Source organism: Geomicrobium sp. JCM 19037, assembly GCF_000698105.1.
Classification (GTDB): Bacteria; Bacillota; Bacilli; order Bacillales; family Marinococcaceae; genus Geomicrobium_A.
This window is the reverse complement of the sequence record NZ_BAWZ01000044.1, coordinates 1-15414: the sequence shown is the minus strand read 5'-3', so window position 1 is coordinate 15414 and position 15414 is coordinate 1. Positions and strand designations below refer to the sequence as shown.

Genomic DNA, 15414 nt, shown 5'->3' with positions numbered 1-15414 from the left:
TCAGTCGTCATTGCCCGCCTCCTTCCATGTCGTTGTTTTTGCTCGTGCGTGCAATAGTTGCAAGAGTTCATCATCAACCGTGAGCAGCGTTAACGACACGCCGGCCATATCCAAACTCGTCATATAATCGCCGACATACATTTTCTTCAACGTGACCTTTCGTTTTTCAAGTTGCTCTTGCACATCTTTTGCGAATACATATTGTTCTAAAAGAGGTGTGCTGCCCATGCCATTAATAAGCGCCACGTACGATCCGTTCTCATCAAGCTCTTCTAACGTATGTTCAGTAAGCAGTTGCGCTATTTCCGCTGATCGCATCACTTTTCGTCTTTCCATCCCTTGTTCTCCGTGAATGCCAATGCCAACTTCCATTTCGTCAGTCGCAAGCGAAAAGCTCGGTGTCGAAGATGACGGCAATGTGCATGCTGACAATGCCACGCTCATACTCCTCATCTGCTGGATTGCTTCTCCCAAGCTGTTTTACTTCTGCCAATGATTTTCCAGCTTCTGCTGCAGCACCGGTAATTTTATGCACAAGAACGGTTCCAGCAATTCCTCTCCTTTTCGCAGGATCATCGACGGCTACATCATCATTTACGATAATCATCTCGGTCTGAATACCTTCTGCCTCCGCCATTTCTTGAGCCATTTCAGCATTCATAACATCGCCGTTGTAATTTTTGATCACAAGTAACACACCGCTTCCACTGTCCGCTGCCTGTATTGCGGCGAGAAACTGATCGGCACCAGGTGACGTGAACACCTCACCCGCGATTGCTGCATCTAACATGCCTGGACCAACATAACCCGCATGAGCCGGCTCATGGCCACTGCCGCCCCCACTAATGATGCCAACTTTGTTTTTGGCCTGATCAATACGTGTGACCACATTTGTGCCATCAATTCGCGTTAACGAATCACCGTGAACGGCGATAAACCCTTGCAAAAACTCCTCTACAATTTGCTCGGAATCATTCATTAGTTTTTCATGAATGGCGAGACCACCTTTCGTTTTCGTAAATTATCTCATTAGATGCTAGACCCGTAAACGATATGCAAAACATTTCGAAACTTCGCTTCGGATCAATTCGTAGTAAGGACAAACACTCAAGGAGGCCATTTCATGATTTATCTCGTTCGACATTGTCGTGCAACCGGGCAAGAGCCCGATGCACCGCTCACCAAAGAAGGTGAACAACAGGCGAAGAATCTCGCTGCATTCTTTCATAAAAAAGAAGTTTCTCACATTGTAAGTAGCCCTTACACGCGGGCGACGGCGACGATTGCACCGTTTAGTGCTGCGAGCGGCGTTCCGGTACAAACCGATGAGCGACTAAGAGAGCGGGTACTAAGCGAAGAACCGATGGACGAGTGGCTCTCCCCGTTGGAGCGGAGTTTTCAAGACCCGGACTACACGTGCGTTGGTGGTGAATCGGCTAGAGACGCACTTACGAGAGGTCGGGCTGTGCTGGACAGCCTTCCAAAGTACACGGTTGTTGTGAGCCACGGCAACCTGTTGGCCCTTCTATTAGGGTTCGGTTTTGATGAGTGGAAGCAAATGAAAAACCCCGATGTGTTTGTGTTAGATGCGGGTCGTGTCGAGCGAGTAATCCCGTTTTAATAGACTCATCTGCACAATATCAAAATACTCTCCATTTCGATAGACGGCTTCGCGCTTTATGCCTTCTCGTGTGAAGCCGAGCTTTTCATATAGTTGTAATGCGGCAGTATTAAATTCAAACACTTGCAAATGCAAACGATGCAGGTTCATTTCCAAAAAGCTATACGCTAGGAGGAGACCGAATGCTTCACGTCCATACCCTTTGCCCCAGTAGTCTTTGTCCCCAATATCAATGATGCATTCTGCGTTACGGTTTTTCATATCAATTCCGATCAGTGACGTAACACCGATCGCCTCATTACTCACGCGATCAACAATGATATAACTCTTTGAGTGCGACGAACCTAGCATGACTTGCTTGACAAACTGTTCGGTTTCCTCAAGCGTATACACATCTAAATAAGGATTCGTCGTTTTCATTACATCCAAATCGTTGCGCCAACGGTGGTACTGTTTGGCGTCGCCCTCCGTCATTTTCCGCAGTCTCACTCGTTCAGATTTTAACATGCGATCCGCTCCTTTTCTGTCATTATGTATAGGCGTTTTACTTCTCTGGCATCTGATAAGAGGCCGATCTGGCGACTCACTGCTCAGGCGCTCAAATATGTGACTCACCACTTCTTGTGCTCGCTCCGTTGTTTCGTACTTCCCGAGCGTACTGCTCCATTCCGAAAACGAACCTTTGCCGAGTACACCTTCTACATATTTTCCTTTGACGGTAATCTGTTGTACATGGAGGATGGATTTCTTATTTTGAGACTGGATCCACATGTCTTTTCTCCTCTCTCTCTACGTGACGTTTGACGAACAATTGTCTTCATTGATAAGATAACATAAAGATACTTGATTTATAAAAAAGCTACTAGGGGTGCCCGCATACGGCTGAGATGAGGAAACTCAAACTCTTGAACCTGAACTGGTTGATACCAGCGGAGGAAAGTAGAATGTGTGACCATGCATGGTACCTACTATGTGACATTCGTCGATCTTTTCTCCAAAGAGGTCGGCTTTTTTGTGTATACAAAAGTAGGAGCGTGAGACCGATGTCTTGGCACTTAGTAACTGACGCACAACTTCCATTTCATATGCAAATACGCATTCTTAAACAATGCGTTCCTCATATTACGACGATTCACGTGAGGGACAAACAAGCTTCATTGCAACGTTTGAAACAACAGATTGACCATATGCTTCGCTTAGGGCTTAGAACAGACCAAATGATCTTGAACACACATGCCGAAGCTGCTGCAGCTTGGGGGCTAAAAGGGGTGCACTTGCCCGCAAGCAGCGCCTATCGTATTCGTGAGCTTAAAGCGAAACATCCAGATTTGATAGTGGGTGCGTCTGTCCACGCTAAAGACGAAGCACTCACACAAGCTGAAGAAGGGGCAGACTACCTTTACTTCGGTCACGTCTTCGAAACGAACAGCAAACCGGGAATCACCCACGAGGGTTGGCACAGCTAGAAGATATCACACAACACATGAGCGTACCTGTCTATGCGATTGGTGGGATTACACCTGAAAACTTACAAGACGTACAAAAAGCTGGAGCCTCTGGTGTTGCCATCATGTCCGGAGTATGGTCATCCGAAAACCCTCGAGTGGCTTCCCAAACTTATGAACAGTACGGGAAGGATCGTGCGACACATGATGCATCCAACGTATGACCTGCTTATTGTCGGGGCAGGCATCATTGGCTTATCCACCGCTTATTATGCAGCCAATCACGGGCTGAAAACGGCGATCATCGACCGAGCTCAGCCGGGTTCTGGCACAACAGCTGCCGCAGCCGGAATGCTCGGAGTGCAAGCAGAGTTAGAAGGGCCGTCCGAACTTTATCCGCTAGCCAAACAGAGCCGCGAACTATACGCGCACCTGAAAGATGAATTGGCTGAACTTACCGGTACAGACATTGGCTGGACGCGCTCTGGCGCACTCAAACTGGCCTTTGATCAAACCGAAATGACGCTCCTGAAAGACATCCATTCGTGGCAAAAGCGCGAAGGGGAACACGTTGAGTATGTGGACCAAGAAACATTGCAACGCATCGCACCTGCTACCTCACCCGAAGCGATCGGAGGATTGCACTTCCCAAACGAGGCGCATATCCAACCCGCTCAAACCGCGCGGCACTCACACAAGCCATCGTCTCAAAAGGCGTCGACCTGTACTTGGACACAACCGTCATCAAACCGCTCATTAACGGTGTAGAGAGACATCTGGCACCTTGCACGCCGACCAGCTCGTCATTGCCACAGGCGTAGACACCTTGCCCGAACTGGATGCTCTTTGGGACGTGCATCCGATAAAAGGGGAAATCGTGAAGGTAATGACCGATCGAGCAGCGGTGCAACAGACCCTCTTCTATAAAGGAATGTACGTTGTTCCAAAACCAGATGGGGAGCTAATTCTCGGGGCGACGTCCGAAGCCTCGCGCAACCGAGACGTCACGGTGCACGGCGTTCAACAATTGCTCAGTCAAATCACAACGCTCATCCCTTCTCTAAAGCATGCGAAAATTACGAACATGTGGGCAGGACTTAGGCCACAATCGACAACAGGCCTTCCTTTCATCGGTCCACACCCCGCTCAACAAAACTGTTGGCTTGCTGGCGGACACGGGCGCAACGGCATTCTACTCGCACCGATCACCGGCAAGCAAATCGTACAACAAATCATGCAAGATTCTGTTGCGTTGCCAACATTTCAACCGAAATATGGAGGATCCCACATGGAAGTCACCATCAACCAACAAAAGCGTGAACTGCCAAACCACGTGACCACTATTGAGCAGTTGCGTGAACATTTCGGACTGCAAAACACGGTCGTCATGATCGAGCATAACGGCGCGGCACTATCTGTCGACGAGCAAAACGATACGCATATTACTGCAGGTGACCAGATTGAGATGGTTCGCTTTGTAGGAGGAGGATAAACGATGTTAACGATCGGAAACTACACATTCACGTCGCGTTTATTATTAGGTACAGGGAAATATCCAAATGCCGATATTCAAAGGGAAGCCGTCAAAGCATCTGAAACGAACGTGCTCACATTTGCGCTAAGCCGCATTGACCTAGACAATATCGGACCTGATCCGATTGAACAATTGGACCGGAATGACTTTACACTTTTGCCAAACACCGCAGGCGCAAAAACAGCTGAAGAGGCGGTTCGATTAGCTCGCCTCGCGAGGTCTTCAGGCATTTGTGACATGATTAAAGTCGAAGTGATTGGTGACCCACCAACGCTATTGCCCGACCCCGTTGAAACGTTAAAAGCTACCGAGATTTTGCTAGCCGAAGGATTTACCGTACTCCCGTATCTGTCAGATGACCCGATGCTCGCACTTCGAGCTGAACAACTCGGTGCACATGCAATCATGCCAGGCGCTTCGCCAATTGGGAGTGCCTTGGCATCACCAACCCGTACAACTTGCAACTCATTATCGAAAAAGCAAACGTTCCGGTCATTGTTGATGCCGCGTCGGCGCCCCACATGATGCAGCCGAAGCGATGCAATACGGAGCGGATGCGGTGCTGTTGAACAGTGCGGTGTCAAAAGCGAATGACCCGGTTAAAATGGCCGAAGCGATGAAGCTTGCCATTCAAGCTGGACGCATCGGCTTTGAAGCTGGACGTATCCCCGCACAAAAGTATGCAAGTGCGAGCAGTCCCCAGGAAAGCTGGGCAAAGAAATGACACGCTATAGTCGTCAAGAACGCTTTAAGCCCATCGGTGAACAAGGGCAGCACAAAATCGGAGCGGCTCACGTCTTAATCGTTGGCGCCGGAGCCTCGGTACAGCTGCGGCTTCGACCCTTGTACGCTCCGGCATCGGCACGTTAACACTCGTGGACGGAGACTTTGTTGAACTTCATAACCTTCAGCGTCAACAATTATTCACCGAACGAGACGCCGACGATCATCGCGCTAAAGTAAAAGCAGCCGCAGAGCGGCTCAGGCAAATTAATTCATCGGTTCTTATACACGAAGCTTTTGCCGAACTAAATGCAGCAAATGTCAACGAGTATGTCCAAAACGTCGATGTGATTGTGGATGCGACAGACAACTTTGCGACAAGAATGCTCATTAACGATGCGGCGAGGAAGAACGGAATTCCTTGGGTGTACGGAGGGGTATCGGGGAGCTATGGCGTTTCAATGCCTTTCTACCCTGACCAGTCTCCGTGTTTTCGCTGTTTATCTCCTTATATTGGAGAAGATGAGGATTGTGACACGAATGGGGTGTTGGCGACGGGCATCCAAATCGTCGCCGCTCATCAGGCGACACAAGTGTTGCGAATGCTCGTCGGCGATGTGCAGACGCCGAAGTTGTACACGTTTGACGTGTGGAAGGCGGAGTCTTCTTACGTTGCGGTTGCGAAGTTGGCGATGGCGTCATGCGAAACGTGTGGTCCGGCGCCTTCGTACCCTGCGCTCCGTGAGCGCCCTCGGGAGAAGCATATTCAATGGATGTGCGCGCGGACGGGGGTGCAAGTCCGCCCTGCTCAGGCTGTACAACTCGCTCTCCCGGATCATATAGACAGAGATGAATGGCACTATAAACGCTTTCCCGATCTATCGAGGTTCCGTAAAGACGGGCGGCAAGTGATTCTGTTCAAGGATGGACGGGCGATGATTCGGGGGGTGCAAGATACGGAGGAAGCGGAAGCCATTTATGATGAAGTAGTGGGGCTAACTATACCTTCTTGAAATATCCATGCCGTGTACAGTCGACTACTCATTATAAAGGACTGCCTCCCTTTTAGGCAGTCCTTATACTTTAAGCCAATTTTCTTATTGCGATTATATATTTATAATTGGGTAAGTGCCGCAATCCATGGAGTTAAATTTAAGCTCACATCACTCGTGCTTAATATTTCTCCACCAACGAGAGGGTTGGATACGTTCTGTTCTCTAAAGTTTATTGGTGGTCCTTCAACAACCGACCCATAACCAGCGGTGAATCCTCCATATGCAGAACCGTTGTCTTCATCCTTAATAATAAGATAATACGGTGTATCTACTTGCATTAAATACGGAGTTACTAACGGCAACACGAACAAACCGCCTGGTAATTGCTCTGTAAAGTTCGCTGTTGTTGCAACAACTTGAGCCGTAGCATTTGACGTAGGCAAGGCAATCGCTAATTGGAACTGCCCGGGTACTCCCGATTGCGTAATATAACAAGCGAGACGGTCAACAACGACAGGGTCTTCACTGTTGTATATAATTCCTCCTAGCAATTCATTATTCCCAGCCCCTACGTTAAACGGAATTTGTGTGTTGACTGTTCCGAGTGTAGTTGTTTGTAAAAAAACCGAACCACTGCCCCCACCACCCGTCGGGCCCGTTGCTCCGGTTGGGCCCGTGCCAGGTGCTCCTGTCGGACCCGTTGGTCCGGTTGGGCCCGTGCCAGGTGCTCCTGTCGGACCGTTGGACCGGTTGGGCCCGTGCCAGGTGCTCCTGTCGGTACGGTTGGACCTGTAATTCCCGTTGTTCCCGTTGGAAATGTTGGTGTTGTTGGCGTTGTCGGGACCAATCCACCTGTACTTACACCTAATGACCCATTGATTAAGTTGTTATTTATTCGAATAGAGGACTTTGAATGATTTCCTAAGTGACAGTCTTTTTCTTTCATGAATATCCTCCTATGCTGAACTTAATAACAGGATATGTAATGGTATGGCTTTTGTTAGCTTCTAAGCATTATACTTTATTCTTAGACATTAAAAACTAGCCAAATTATCGTATAGATTTGGCTAGTTTTTGTTCCTTTATTTCGCAGTATAACCATCGTCAACAGCTAGTTGAGCTCCTGTAATGAATTGTGCTTCATCGGAAGCGAGAAACAAAACGGTGTTTGCCACGTCAATGTGTCCACCTTGAAGACCAATGGAATGTTTGGCGCCTATTTTATTTTTATAACTTCCAAGCCTCCTTTCCCCGAGCCCCAAGTTCTTTCACTAGCGGAGTGAGAACCGTTCCAAGATGTACTGAATTCACACGAATTCGGTCCGGTCCATAGCTAATAGCGTCTTCATGTAGTGGGAATGAGGATGTCGAAGGCGCTTGTTCGCGTTCTGCGTCCACGTTCATTTAATATATACTGGAATTTGGTGATCTAGATCACTTCCTACCAACTGTTACTCCTCCATCTATAACAAAACTGCCCCTCCTATAGCTCCGGTTAAAACGATCAGCCACGGCGGCAATTTCCAGTAAACGAGCATAAAGAACAGAATAGCCGCAAATGCGAATTCGAGAGGGCCAACGATTGCGCTTGTCCATATCGGTGTATAAAACGCAGCGATAAGTATGCCGACAACTGCGGCGTTCACACCCATTAACGCTGCGCGCGCCGCGTCGTTATGGCGCAGTGTATTCCAAAATGGTAACGCCCCTAGAATAAGCAGAAAAGCGGGTAAGAAGATTGCCGCCGTTGCGACGAGTCCCCCCGCCCATCCTCCGAGATCTGCTCCAATGTAGGCGGCGAATGTGAACAATGGTCCCGGCACAGCCTGAGCCGCACCATAACCCGCCAGAAAGCTTTCTGCACTAATGAGACCCGTCGGAACGAACTCTCTTTCTAAAAGAGGTAAAACGACATGTCCACCACCAAAAACGAGCGCGCCTGCACGGTAGAAGCTATCGACGACGCCGATCCACATGTTCGTGCTTAGCTGGCTGAGCATAGGTAAGCCAAGGAGCAGCACGACAAACAATGCTAGGCAGATCGCACCAAACCGGCGTGATAGTGGAAGCGATAAGTTCACCGTCTCTTCTTTTGCTAACCGCTCCCCTCGATATAGACAAAAGCCGACGACTGCAGCAGTGATGATCACGACGATCTGAATCATAAAGTGAGGAATTAAAAGTGTGAGTACGAGTGCACCGAGAGCGATCGCTTTACAAGTCATGTCTGGTGTTAAGTTGCCAGCCATGCCTAGAATCGCATGAGCAACGACGACAACAGCTACAATTTTTAAGCCTTGAATAAATCCAGCATCAAGCACTCCGTAAGATTGGGCAATGTACGCGAACACGATGAGCAACACGACAGAAGGCAGTGTAAAACCAACAAAAGAAACAAACCCACCGACAATTCCCCCTCGTGCAACGCCGATGCCGATTCCTACTTGACTACTTGCAGGTCCTGGTAAGAACTGACTTAACGCAACGAGGTCAGCGTAGCTTTTCTCATCCATCCACTGCCGCCTTCTCACATATTCTTCATGGAAATAGCCCAAGTGAGCAACGGGCCCTCCAACGATGTTAATCCGAGTCGAAAAGATACAATTAAAATTTCTAAAAGCTGGCGCACAATCTGTCTCCTTTTACGCAATATAATACAAACGGTAAACGACGCTTCGCCCCCGATCAATTCTTTCTAGAAATCTTAACAAAAGCTTTACATCTTGCCGGCCTCATAGTTAATGATTCGAAATTTTAAGCAAATAGTAGACAGTCACAAGAGGATACACAAGACCTATGATAGGTGCAACCGCAAACAGGTAAACGTTCACACCGAGGCTGACGAGCAGAAAATCGATGAAGATTGGCAACGGAAGTAATGCGTGATGAATGCGAGCCATGCCATAAGGTGGCGCAAACTCCGGTAAATCGGCTCAGCATTCTCTTTAGTAACAGGCGTTGGGATGTTCGTCCATTTGGTATACGGATTTAACCACCTTCGCAACATGAGTAACAAAAGAGCAAGGACTGTAAACGTAACACTCATCCATAAATTGGAACTGGGCGCTCCGTAACTGTACCCATTGATCCCCCAATGAACGACGACAGGGCCGGAGAACACGAGCCACATCCAGATCGAGCCTCCCCATAATAAAAGGAGGCTGCCCACCACACCGGCAGTCAACCTTCTTTCAATTGGGCGGATTACATAGTTTTGATCTAGTTGCTTCTTAGCGCTTAGCACCCGTCCCACCTCCATAAAAATCAAACATATCGGGATCGACGTTTACATGAGCAGGGGCTTCGTGCGCGCGCCCAGCCGCTCTTAAAAAGATGTACGTTTGCTCATTCTCGATCGTTTCGCTGTGCCCGCGCTCATAAAGCAGCGCTTTCCCTAGAATGTATTCTTTTTTGCCTGATTCACTCAGTACGTTTTGTTGGATGAGGTACCCCCACATGACAAGTGCTGATACGATTAAGCCCGCACCTGCGAAGGCAAATCCATTGCTTTGTGCAAAAAAGAAGACGACGCCGACGGATGCAAAAGCAATACTTGCGAGTGTATTGGCGATGACGACTGGGCTTTGCCGGTTGAACCAGCCGCGACGAAGAAATCGCTCTTGATATAATTTCCCTTGTTCTAAATAGGCACGTTTGAAGCGCTCTTGAAAGGCTTTGTCCTGTTTTATTCGGGATTTGACTCGCTCCGGTTCAAATGTACCTGGTGTCTCACTCAATTTGGTGAACACGAGCTGAACGAACGGTTTTTCGTAATCGAAAAGCCCTTCGTCATGAACGAGAACAAAAACCCCGTCCCGTTCCTCGACATGGCCACGCCGAATGAGGTCGACGAAGAGCGCGTGTTGTACGTTCGGGGTAAACAACGCTTTTCGTTTCGTGATGAGCGCCAGCTCTACCGGATTACGTTCGTTAAGTGCTTCAGCGGCTCCGGTATAGTTTTTCGATTCACGGGGCGTTCGCTTAAATTGGAAAAGCGCCACGAGTAAGTAGATGAAAAAGAGTGGAACGGTGATGAGCACAAGCGTCGTCATCGACGCGTCCTGAAAGCCATCAGCCGCAGCTTGCGCCCCAGGAACGCAGCCACTGGCGAGCACGATGAAACTTAGCGGTACAATTCGTTTACTCAAGAATATCGTCCTTTCTAAGAGTTAGATCGGCTAAAGCTAAATGTAGCAAGAATGATGAGAATGGTCGTAAATCCAACAATGAAAAGAATCTCTCCTGCTGGTGTTACAGGGATGCCAAAGAAATCCAGGTTTAACCCCATTTCTTCATACACTTCTGCACTCAAGTTCTCCACATCAATCATAATATGTTTCATTAAGTCTACGCCGTATGTAACCGGGTTTAGTGTGACGAGAAAATCGACCCATGCCGGCATATTGTTTAATGGAAATAATGCCCCTGACAAAAAGATCATCGGCATCACGAGCGCATTAACGACGAGTTGAAACGCTTGTGTTGATTTTAAAATGCTCGCCACGAGTAATCCTAATGACGCAAACGTACACGCCAGCAAAAACATGACTGGCAAGACGAGGAAAAACGAAACTAAATCAATACTTACGCCGAGTACTGGCATGAGAATAAATAGCATCAACCCTTGCATAAACGCGACCGTTGCCGAATCAAGCATCTTCCCAATCGCGATGTTCACCCGGGAAACGGGCGAGACAAGTATTTCTCGCATGTACCCAAAATCCCGATCTTGAATGATCGATAGTGATGAAAACACCGACGTCATGAGTAACGTCATGGAAACGATGCCGGGAAAGATAAACTCGACATAATTAAACTCAAGGTCCCCGCCGACAGCTGAACTCATCAACGATTCCATAGAGCCGCCCATACCGACACCGAACACGATGAGCAATAAGACCGGCATCGTCATCGAACCGAACAGTCGGGCTCGATCTTTAAAAAACTTCAAGACGTCACGCTGCCATATGGCAATCATTCCTTCCATATGCTCCCCCTCTTTCTAGTCTCTAATTGCTCTTCCTGTAAATGATAGAAACACATCATTGAGTGTCGGTTTGCGGATGTCCAAACCGGTCAATGGCGTTTCTAGTTGCTTAATGAAGTCCGACACGAATGCGTCACTGTTTTCGACTTTGCAATGAATCGTATCTTCAACAATCGTAGCGTCAACCACATCAAACTTTGTTTGAATTTCTTCAAGAGCACGCGCATTATCCGCTGTCGTGAGCTCAATAATATCTCCACCAAGCTGCTGTTTTAACGCTTTAGGCGTGTCTATTGTAATGATCTCACCGTGATCCATGATCGCCACCCGGTCACTAATTTCCGCCTCATCAAGATAGTGGGTCGTAAGAAACATCGTAATGTTCTCTTTCTCTTTAAGTTTGAGAATGTATCCCAAATGTGAGCTCTCGTCTGTGGGTCGAGGCCAACCGATGGTTCGTCAAGAAACAATACTTTCGGATAGTGCAATAACCCTCTTGCGATTTCTAACCGGCGCTTCATCCCTCCGGAGAATTTCTCAACGGTACTGTTTAGGCTATCGGTCAAGTCAACGATCTCTAACACTTCATCAATCCGTGCCTTTCGTTTTGACCTCGGCACACGGTACAACTTGCAATGAAGCATCAAGTTCTCTTTAGCCGTTAATTTTTCATCGAGTGTATTCTCTTGAAAAATAATTCCAATGCTCTCGCGAACTTTGTTTTTATGTTTAGTCACATCATACCCATTGATAATGACAGAACCGCCAGTCGGCTTGAGCATCGTTGAGAGAATGTTAATCGTCGTGCTCTTCCCTGCCCCATTCGGTCCGAGAAATCCGAAGATTTCCCCTTTATCCACTGTAAATGTACTGTCTTTGACCGCCTGAAAGTCTTTATATGATTTGCTTAAGTTCTTTACTTCAATCACGACGCTCACCCTTTCTGCGGAACCAATCTGCATTCTCATCCATATGAACAATGGTAGGTCGGTATCAACAACTCCGTGCACCTTTGCGCCTTCTGCATCGGTCCCGAACAACCACGATTCAAAGTCAAATTTCTTCGGTGTCTGATTCCCTCCAATGCCAATCCAAGCACACATCTTCTCCGGCTCATAAAGGGATGTGTGAATCGTCCCTGACCAACTGCTATATTTTAGGGAGAATATGTCTTCTGCCGGCGAGTTTAATAGTGCAAACGCATCTTCTGCTGTTTGCACGTTCGCATTCTTCATTAAATCTAGTCGCCGATGAGAATCGTCTAGATTAAATCGGTTCTCTTCGGTTAACCGCTCGAAATGGTTCGTACACGCATCTGCTGAACGGGCTTCTACACCTCGCGGTGAGCTTTCAATAACGACCATTCCATCGGTCTGGTCGTAGACGATATAGCTAAACGAGTGGCGATGAGGAATGGCACGCACACATTCCACTGCTTCGGTTACATCTGCACACGTCTCAAGAATGATGCGACCAATCATCGTGCAGATGAACCCGTCCCCTGGCTTCTTTCGGTTCGTCAAGTTATAGCCCATCGCCAGTCCTTTTTCATTCATGCCATCCATTCTACCGGTAATTCGTTGACTCGGTCCAATCGTTGCGTAGCCCCCATCTGTCGGCTGGTAAAGCACATAACGGCCATCATACGTTTTTGGATGATAGTCGTAATTACGTACAAGATATGTATCACCAGACAGGATGGAACATCCGGAGCGCTCACCGTTCACCCGGTAGCCGCCAAACTCTTGCAACACTTTTTCCATCGACCAATCCAAGCTGTCGCGCAGACCGTTCAGCTCTTCCCAAATGAGTGGCGCCAATTTCATGAATACTTCTTTCGTCTCTTCGACATCAATTTGAAACCTAGGTTGCCGAACTTTCCACTGATTCTCTCGATTCACAAGCGTGAGTGAACGCCTGAGTTTCTCACCTTGCAGCACTCCAAAATCATAGTGACTGCCACGGTATTGAATGAGATCACTATATACTTCCTTCATTTGATTTCCTCGCTTTGTGTGTCGTTCTCTCTATTGTAGAGCATTTGCCTTGATAGCTGAAATATATCGTATTACTTGTAATTCTCTTCCATTCTAGTATGATTTAAAGATACAAAAATATTATTGGGGGTCAAAATGAAAAAATTACAAACCATTCTAGCAGTTGGCGCAACCGCAGTTCTACTCACTGCATGTGGAGACGACACAGACGAGACGACCGAAGAAAATGACGGCGCAGAAACTGAAGAGAATGGCGAGGACAACGTTGAGGCAAGTGATAGTGAACCTGCAGGTGGTCCAATTTCTATCAGCCATAACAACTACGCAGAAGGTATTGTAAAAGCCGAATTTTTCCGACAAGTTCTTGAAGAAATTGGTTACGAACCGACAACCTCTCTTGTAGAGAAAGCATTCTTGTTCTCTGGCTTAGAAAACGAGGAGATTGATTTAGGGATCTCTGCTTGGCTACCACACACGGATCAACAATTCCTCTCTCTTGACTCTGACAATATTGATACGTACGAAGAGGGTGTCATGTATGAAGGTACAGAAATGGGACTCGTTGTACCCGAGTATATGGAAGACTTAAATACAATTGAAGATTTGAACGACTACGTGGATGAACTAGATGGCATTATTACCGGTATCGACCTGGCGCCTCCCTTTCCGACATTACACAAAACGAAATTCTTGATCACTACAACTTGGACGATTTCACATTACAAACCTCTTCAGAACAAGCCATGATTGCAGAATTAAACAGTAAATACAACAATGAAGAGCCGATCGTCGTTACCCTTTGGAGCCCACACTGGACATTCGGGGAATACGACATGAAATATTTAGAAGACCCTGATCTCATTTACGGAGAAGGCGACAACATGTACTACATGACCCGCCCTGGTCTTGGCGATGAAGACCCAGGATTAATTGAATTCATGAACCGCGTCATCTTTACCGATGACCAACTGTCAGAAATGCTCGTCCTGTTTGCCGAACTTGACGACGAACAAGCCGCCGCCGAGCAATGGATCGAAGATAACCGCGATCTCGTTGATGAGTGGATCGAAGGCTAAAGTATTTGGAGAACCCAATTTGAGTCACCATTCTCCTAAGTAAATTCAAAACCGATTCACCCATCGCACCTGGGGTGCCGAAACAAAACCGCCTCTTACATGTCAACATGTAAGAGGTTTTTCAGTTAGGGGCGGGGGTAGGGGTGATCTATATAGGATGAACTTAACATTTTTCTAATTACCCAGTTTGTTGTTGCTTTCCACTTCAGGCGGATGCTTGTACTCCGGAGTACAAGTGCAACATCGGCTGCCAAAAGACGCCCACCGTGTTTTCTTTGAACTCCAAGCTACAAGTACGACATCGGTGCACTTTTCTGCCTCCTGGCTACGGGGTGTGGAAAGAAGTCCAAATTGCCCCATATATTCATTTAAGTGACATTTGAGAAAGAAAAATCATGTTTTTAAACGTGAATGCGCACATAAACGAAGTCAACTGTCACAAATCGTGCGATTTGTGACAGTTGAGTGCCGAAAGTGCCCGGTTTGAAGGCTGGATTGTCACATACGTGACCGGCCGTCACATGCTTGTGCTAGGTGGTGACCCTCGGTCCCAACTTTTTACCCTTAGGCAAACGTTTTTCGTTTTGCCCGCAACCCTTGCAGTGACGAACAACGATCACAACGAAGTTGTCGATGTTCAATGAGAAGAATTTCAACACGCAATATGCAAGCACTCACCCGCAATAGCCCAACTCGGTCATCCAATTCAATGAATTTCTTTCGTTCAACTTATATAGATCATGATTCCCCGAAATTATCCGAGAGAGAAGACGGGCAGAGAGTATAGGGTGTACCGATTTTGCTTACCTATTTTCGGTACTACGTTTCCTGTATTTGGATGCACGATGCCGATACCTCGCTCTTTTCGGTACTACGGTTCCAGCATTTGGATGCCTAATGCCGGTACTTGGCTCTTTCCGGTACTGATCTTCCAGTATTTGGATAACCGGTGCCGATACCTGCCTCTTTTCGGCACTATGCTTCCAACATTTGGATGCCTAATGCCGATGCCTGGCTCTTTTCGGTACCGCACTTC

General features: G+C 47.5%; 13 protein-coding genes, 8 pseudogenes and 1 riboswitch. Of the genes and pseudogenes, 10 read left to right on the top strand and 11 right to left on the bottom strand.

Going from position 1 to position 15414, the window contains the following annotated elements; genetic code table 11:
• Positions 1-979: pseudogene (dhaK, locus tag JCM19037_RS19100) on the bottom strand (dihydroxyacetone kinase subunit DhaK).
• A 144-nt stretch (positions 980-1123) separates the two neighbouring features.
• Here dhaK and JCM19037_RS19095 point away from each other — a divergent pair.
• Entirely contained in the window at positions 1124-1621 is a 498-nt protein-coding gene (locus tag JCM19037_RS19095) for a histidine phosphatase family protein (protein WP_042403814.1), read from the top strand.
• Here JCM19037_RS19095 and JCM19037_RS19090 read toward each other — a convergent pair.
• On the bottom strand, positions 1583-2128 hold the full coding sequence (locus JCM19037_RS19090; RefSeq protein ID WP_042403852.1) for a GNAT family N-acetyltransferase: 546 nt from the start codon (positions 2126-2128) through the stop codon (positions 1583-1585). The two genes, JCM19037_RS19095 and JCM19037_RS19090, sit on opposite strands and share 39 nt — an antisense overlap.
• A 347-nt stretch (positions 2129-2475) precedes the next feature.
• Positions 2476-2576, top strand: a riboswitch (TPP riboswitch).
• Between JCM19037_RS19090 and JCM19037_RS30335 the strand changes: the two are divergent.
• The 7 genes and pseudogenes from JCM19037_RS30335 (at position 2566) to JCM19037_RS19065 (ending at position 6336) form a co-directional block, all read left to right on the top strand.
• A pseudogene (locus JCM19037_RS30335) lies at positions 2566-3290 on the top strand (thiamine phosphate synthase). (Overlaps the previous riboswitch by 11 nt.)
• The gene (locus JCM19037_RS28825) at positions 3271-3834 is read left to right on the top strand and encodes an FAD-binding oxidoreductase (protein WP_042403811.1); all 564 of its coding nucleotides are present in this window, start codon (positions 3271-3273) and stop codon (positions 3832-3834) included. Before JCM19037_RS30335 ends, JCM19037_RS28825 begins: the two are co-directional and overlap by 20 nt.
• Positions 3835-3847: 13 nt before the next feature.
• Positions 3848-4282 (top strand): annotated as a pseudogene (locus tag JCM19037_RS29040) (FAD-dependent oxidoreductase); the annotation flags it as partial.
• Between the two features lie 18 nt (positions 4283-4300).
• Complete coding sequence (thiS, locus tag JCM19037_RS29035; RefSeq protein WP_307189878.1) at positions 4301-4558, top strand: sulfur carrier protein ThiS; 258 nt, start codon at positions 4301-4303, stop codon at positions 4556-4558.
• A 3-nt stretch (positions 4559-4561) separates the two neighbouring features.
• Positions 4562-5324 (top strand): annotated as a pseudogene (locus JCM19037_RS19070) (thiazole synthase).
• Positions 5321-5470 (top strand): hypothetical protein, encoded by a 150-nt coding sequence (locus tag JCM19037_RS26065; RefSeq protein ID WP_193744818.1) that lies wholly within the window; start codon positions 5321-5323, stop codon positions 5468-5470. The pseudogene JCM19037_RS19070 and the gene JCM19037_RS26065 overlap by 4 nt, the downstream one beginning before the upstream one ends.
• A 5-nt stretch (positions 5471-5475) precedes the next feature.
• Positions 5476-6336, top strand: a complete 861-nt coding sequence (locus JCM19037_RS19065) for a ThiF family adenylyltransferase (protein WP_052364080.1) — start codon at positions 5476-5478, stop codon at positions 6334-6336.
• Between the two features lie 101 nt (positions 6337-6437).
• Here JCM19037_RS19065 and JCM19037_RS26060 read toward each other — a convergent pair whose 3' ends face one another.
• The 9 genes and pseudogenes from JCM19037_RS26060 to JCM19037_RS19030 all read right to left on the bottom strand — a co-directional run.
• Positions 6438-6869 carry a hypothetical protein gene (locus JCM19037_RS26060; RefSeq protein ID WP_052364079.1) on the bottom strand — a complete coding sequence of 144 codons (432 nt, stop codon included), beginning with the start codon at positions 6867-6869 and terminating at the stop codon, positions 6438-6440.
• Between the two features lie 17 nt (positions 6870-6886).
• On the bottom strand, positions 6887-7264 hold the full coding sequence (locus tag JCM19037_RS26055) for a hypothetical protein (protein ID WP_052364078.1): 378 nt from the start codon (positions 7262-7264) through the stop codon (positions 6887-6889).
• Between the two features lie 136 nt (positions 7265-7400).
• The gene (locus JCM19037_RS28815) at positions 7401-7580 is read right to left on the bottom strand and encodes an SDR family oxidoreductase (RefSeq protein ID WP_081829441.1); all 180 of its coding nucleotides are present in this window, start codon (positions 7578-7580) and stop codon (positions 7401-7403) included.
• A 201-nt stretch (positions 7581-7781) separates the two neighbouring features.
• Positions 7782-8971: pseudogene (locus JCM19037_RS19055) on the bottom strand (chromate transporter).
• A gap of 174 nt (positions 8972-9145) precedes the next feature.
• Entirely contained in the window at positions 9146-9562 is a 417-nt protein-coding gene (locus tag JCM19037_RS19050) for a hypothetical protein (protein ID WP_042403809.1), read from the bottom strand.
• Positions 9549-10466, bottom strand: coding sequence for a DUF2207 domain-containing protein (locus tag JCM19037_RS19045; protein ID WP_042403806.1), 918 nt, complete (start codon positions 10464-10466; stop codon positions 9549-9551). The genes JCM19037_RS19050 and JCM19037_RS19045 overlap by 14 nt, the downstream gene beginning before the upstream one ends.
• Positions 10467-10480: 14 nt before the next feature.
• Positions 10481-11305 (bottom strand): ABC transporter permease, encoded by an 825-nt coding sequence (locus tag JCM19037_RS19040; RefSeq protein ID WP_042403805.1) that lies wholly within the window; start codon positions 11303-11305, stop codon positions 10481-10483.
• Positions 11306-11320: 15 nt separating this feature from the next.
• Positions 11321-12267 (bottom strand): annotated as a pseudogene (locus tag JCM19037_RS19035) (ATP-binding cassette domain-containing protein).
• Positions 12268-12438: 171 nt separating this feature from the next.
• Positions 12439-13302 (bottom strand): annotated as a pseudogene (locus JCM19037_RS19030) (C45 family autoproteolytic acyltransferase/hydolase); the annotation flags it as partial.
• A gap of 135 nt (positions 13303-13437) precedes the next feature.
• On the opposite strand from JCM19037_RS19030, the pseudogene JCM19037_RS19025 reads away from it, so the two are divergent.
• Positions 13438-14378, top strand: a pseudogene (locus tag JCM19037_RS19025) (glycine betaine ABC transporter substrate-binding protein).
• A gap of 461 nt (positions 14379-14839) precedes the next feature.
• A complete protein-coding gene (locus JCM19037_RS19020) occupies positions 14840-15022 on the top strand; it encodes a hypothetical protein (RefSeq protein WP_042403803.1) in 183 nt (60 codons plus the stop codon).
• Positions 15023-15414 lie beyond the last annotated feature (392 nt).

Excerpts from the sequence above, each read along its gene's own strand:
- JCM19037_RS28825 (WP_042403811.1), top strand. The coding sequence starts at position 3,271 with ATGATGCATCCAACGTATGACCTGCTTATTGTCGGGGCAGGCATCATT.
- thiS (WP_307189878.1), top strand. The coding sequence starts at position 4,301 with ATGCAAGATTCTGTTGCGTTGCCAACATTTCAACCGAAATATGGAGGA.
- JCM19037_RS19095 (WP_042403814.1), top strand. The coding sequence starts at position 1,124 with ATGATTTATCTCGTTCGACATTGTCGTGCAACCGGGCAAGAGCCCGAT.
- JCM19037_RS26055 (WP_052364078.1), bottom strand. The coding sequence starts at position 7,264 with ATGAAAGAAAAAGACTGTCACTTAGGAAATCATTCAAAGTCCTCTATT.
- JCM19037_RS26065 (WP_193744818.1), top strand. The coding sequence starts at position 5,321 with ATGACACGCTATAGTCGTCAAGAACGCTTTAAGCCCATCGGTGAACAA.
- JCM19037_RS19090 (WP_042403852.1), bottom strand. The coding sequence starts at position 2,128 with ATGTTAAAATCTGAACGAGTGAGACTGCGGAAAATGACGGAGGGCGAC.
- JCM19037_RS19040 (WP_042403805.1), bottom strand. The coding sequence starts at position 11,305 with ATGGAAGGAATGATTGCCATATGGCAGCGTGACGTCTTGAAGTTTTTT.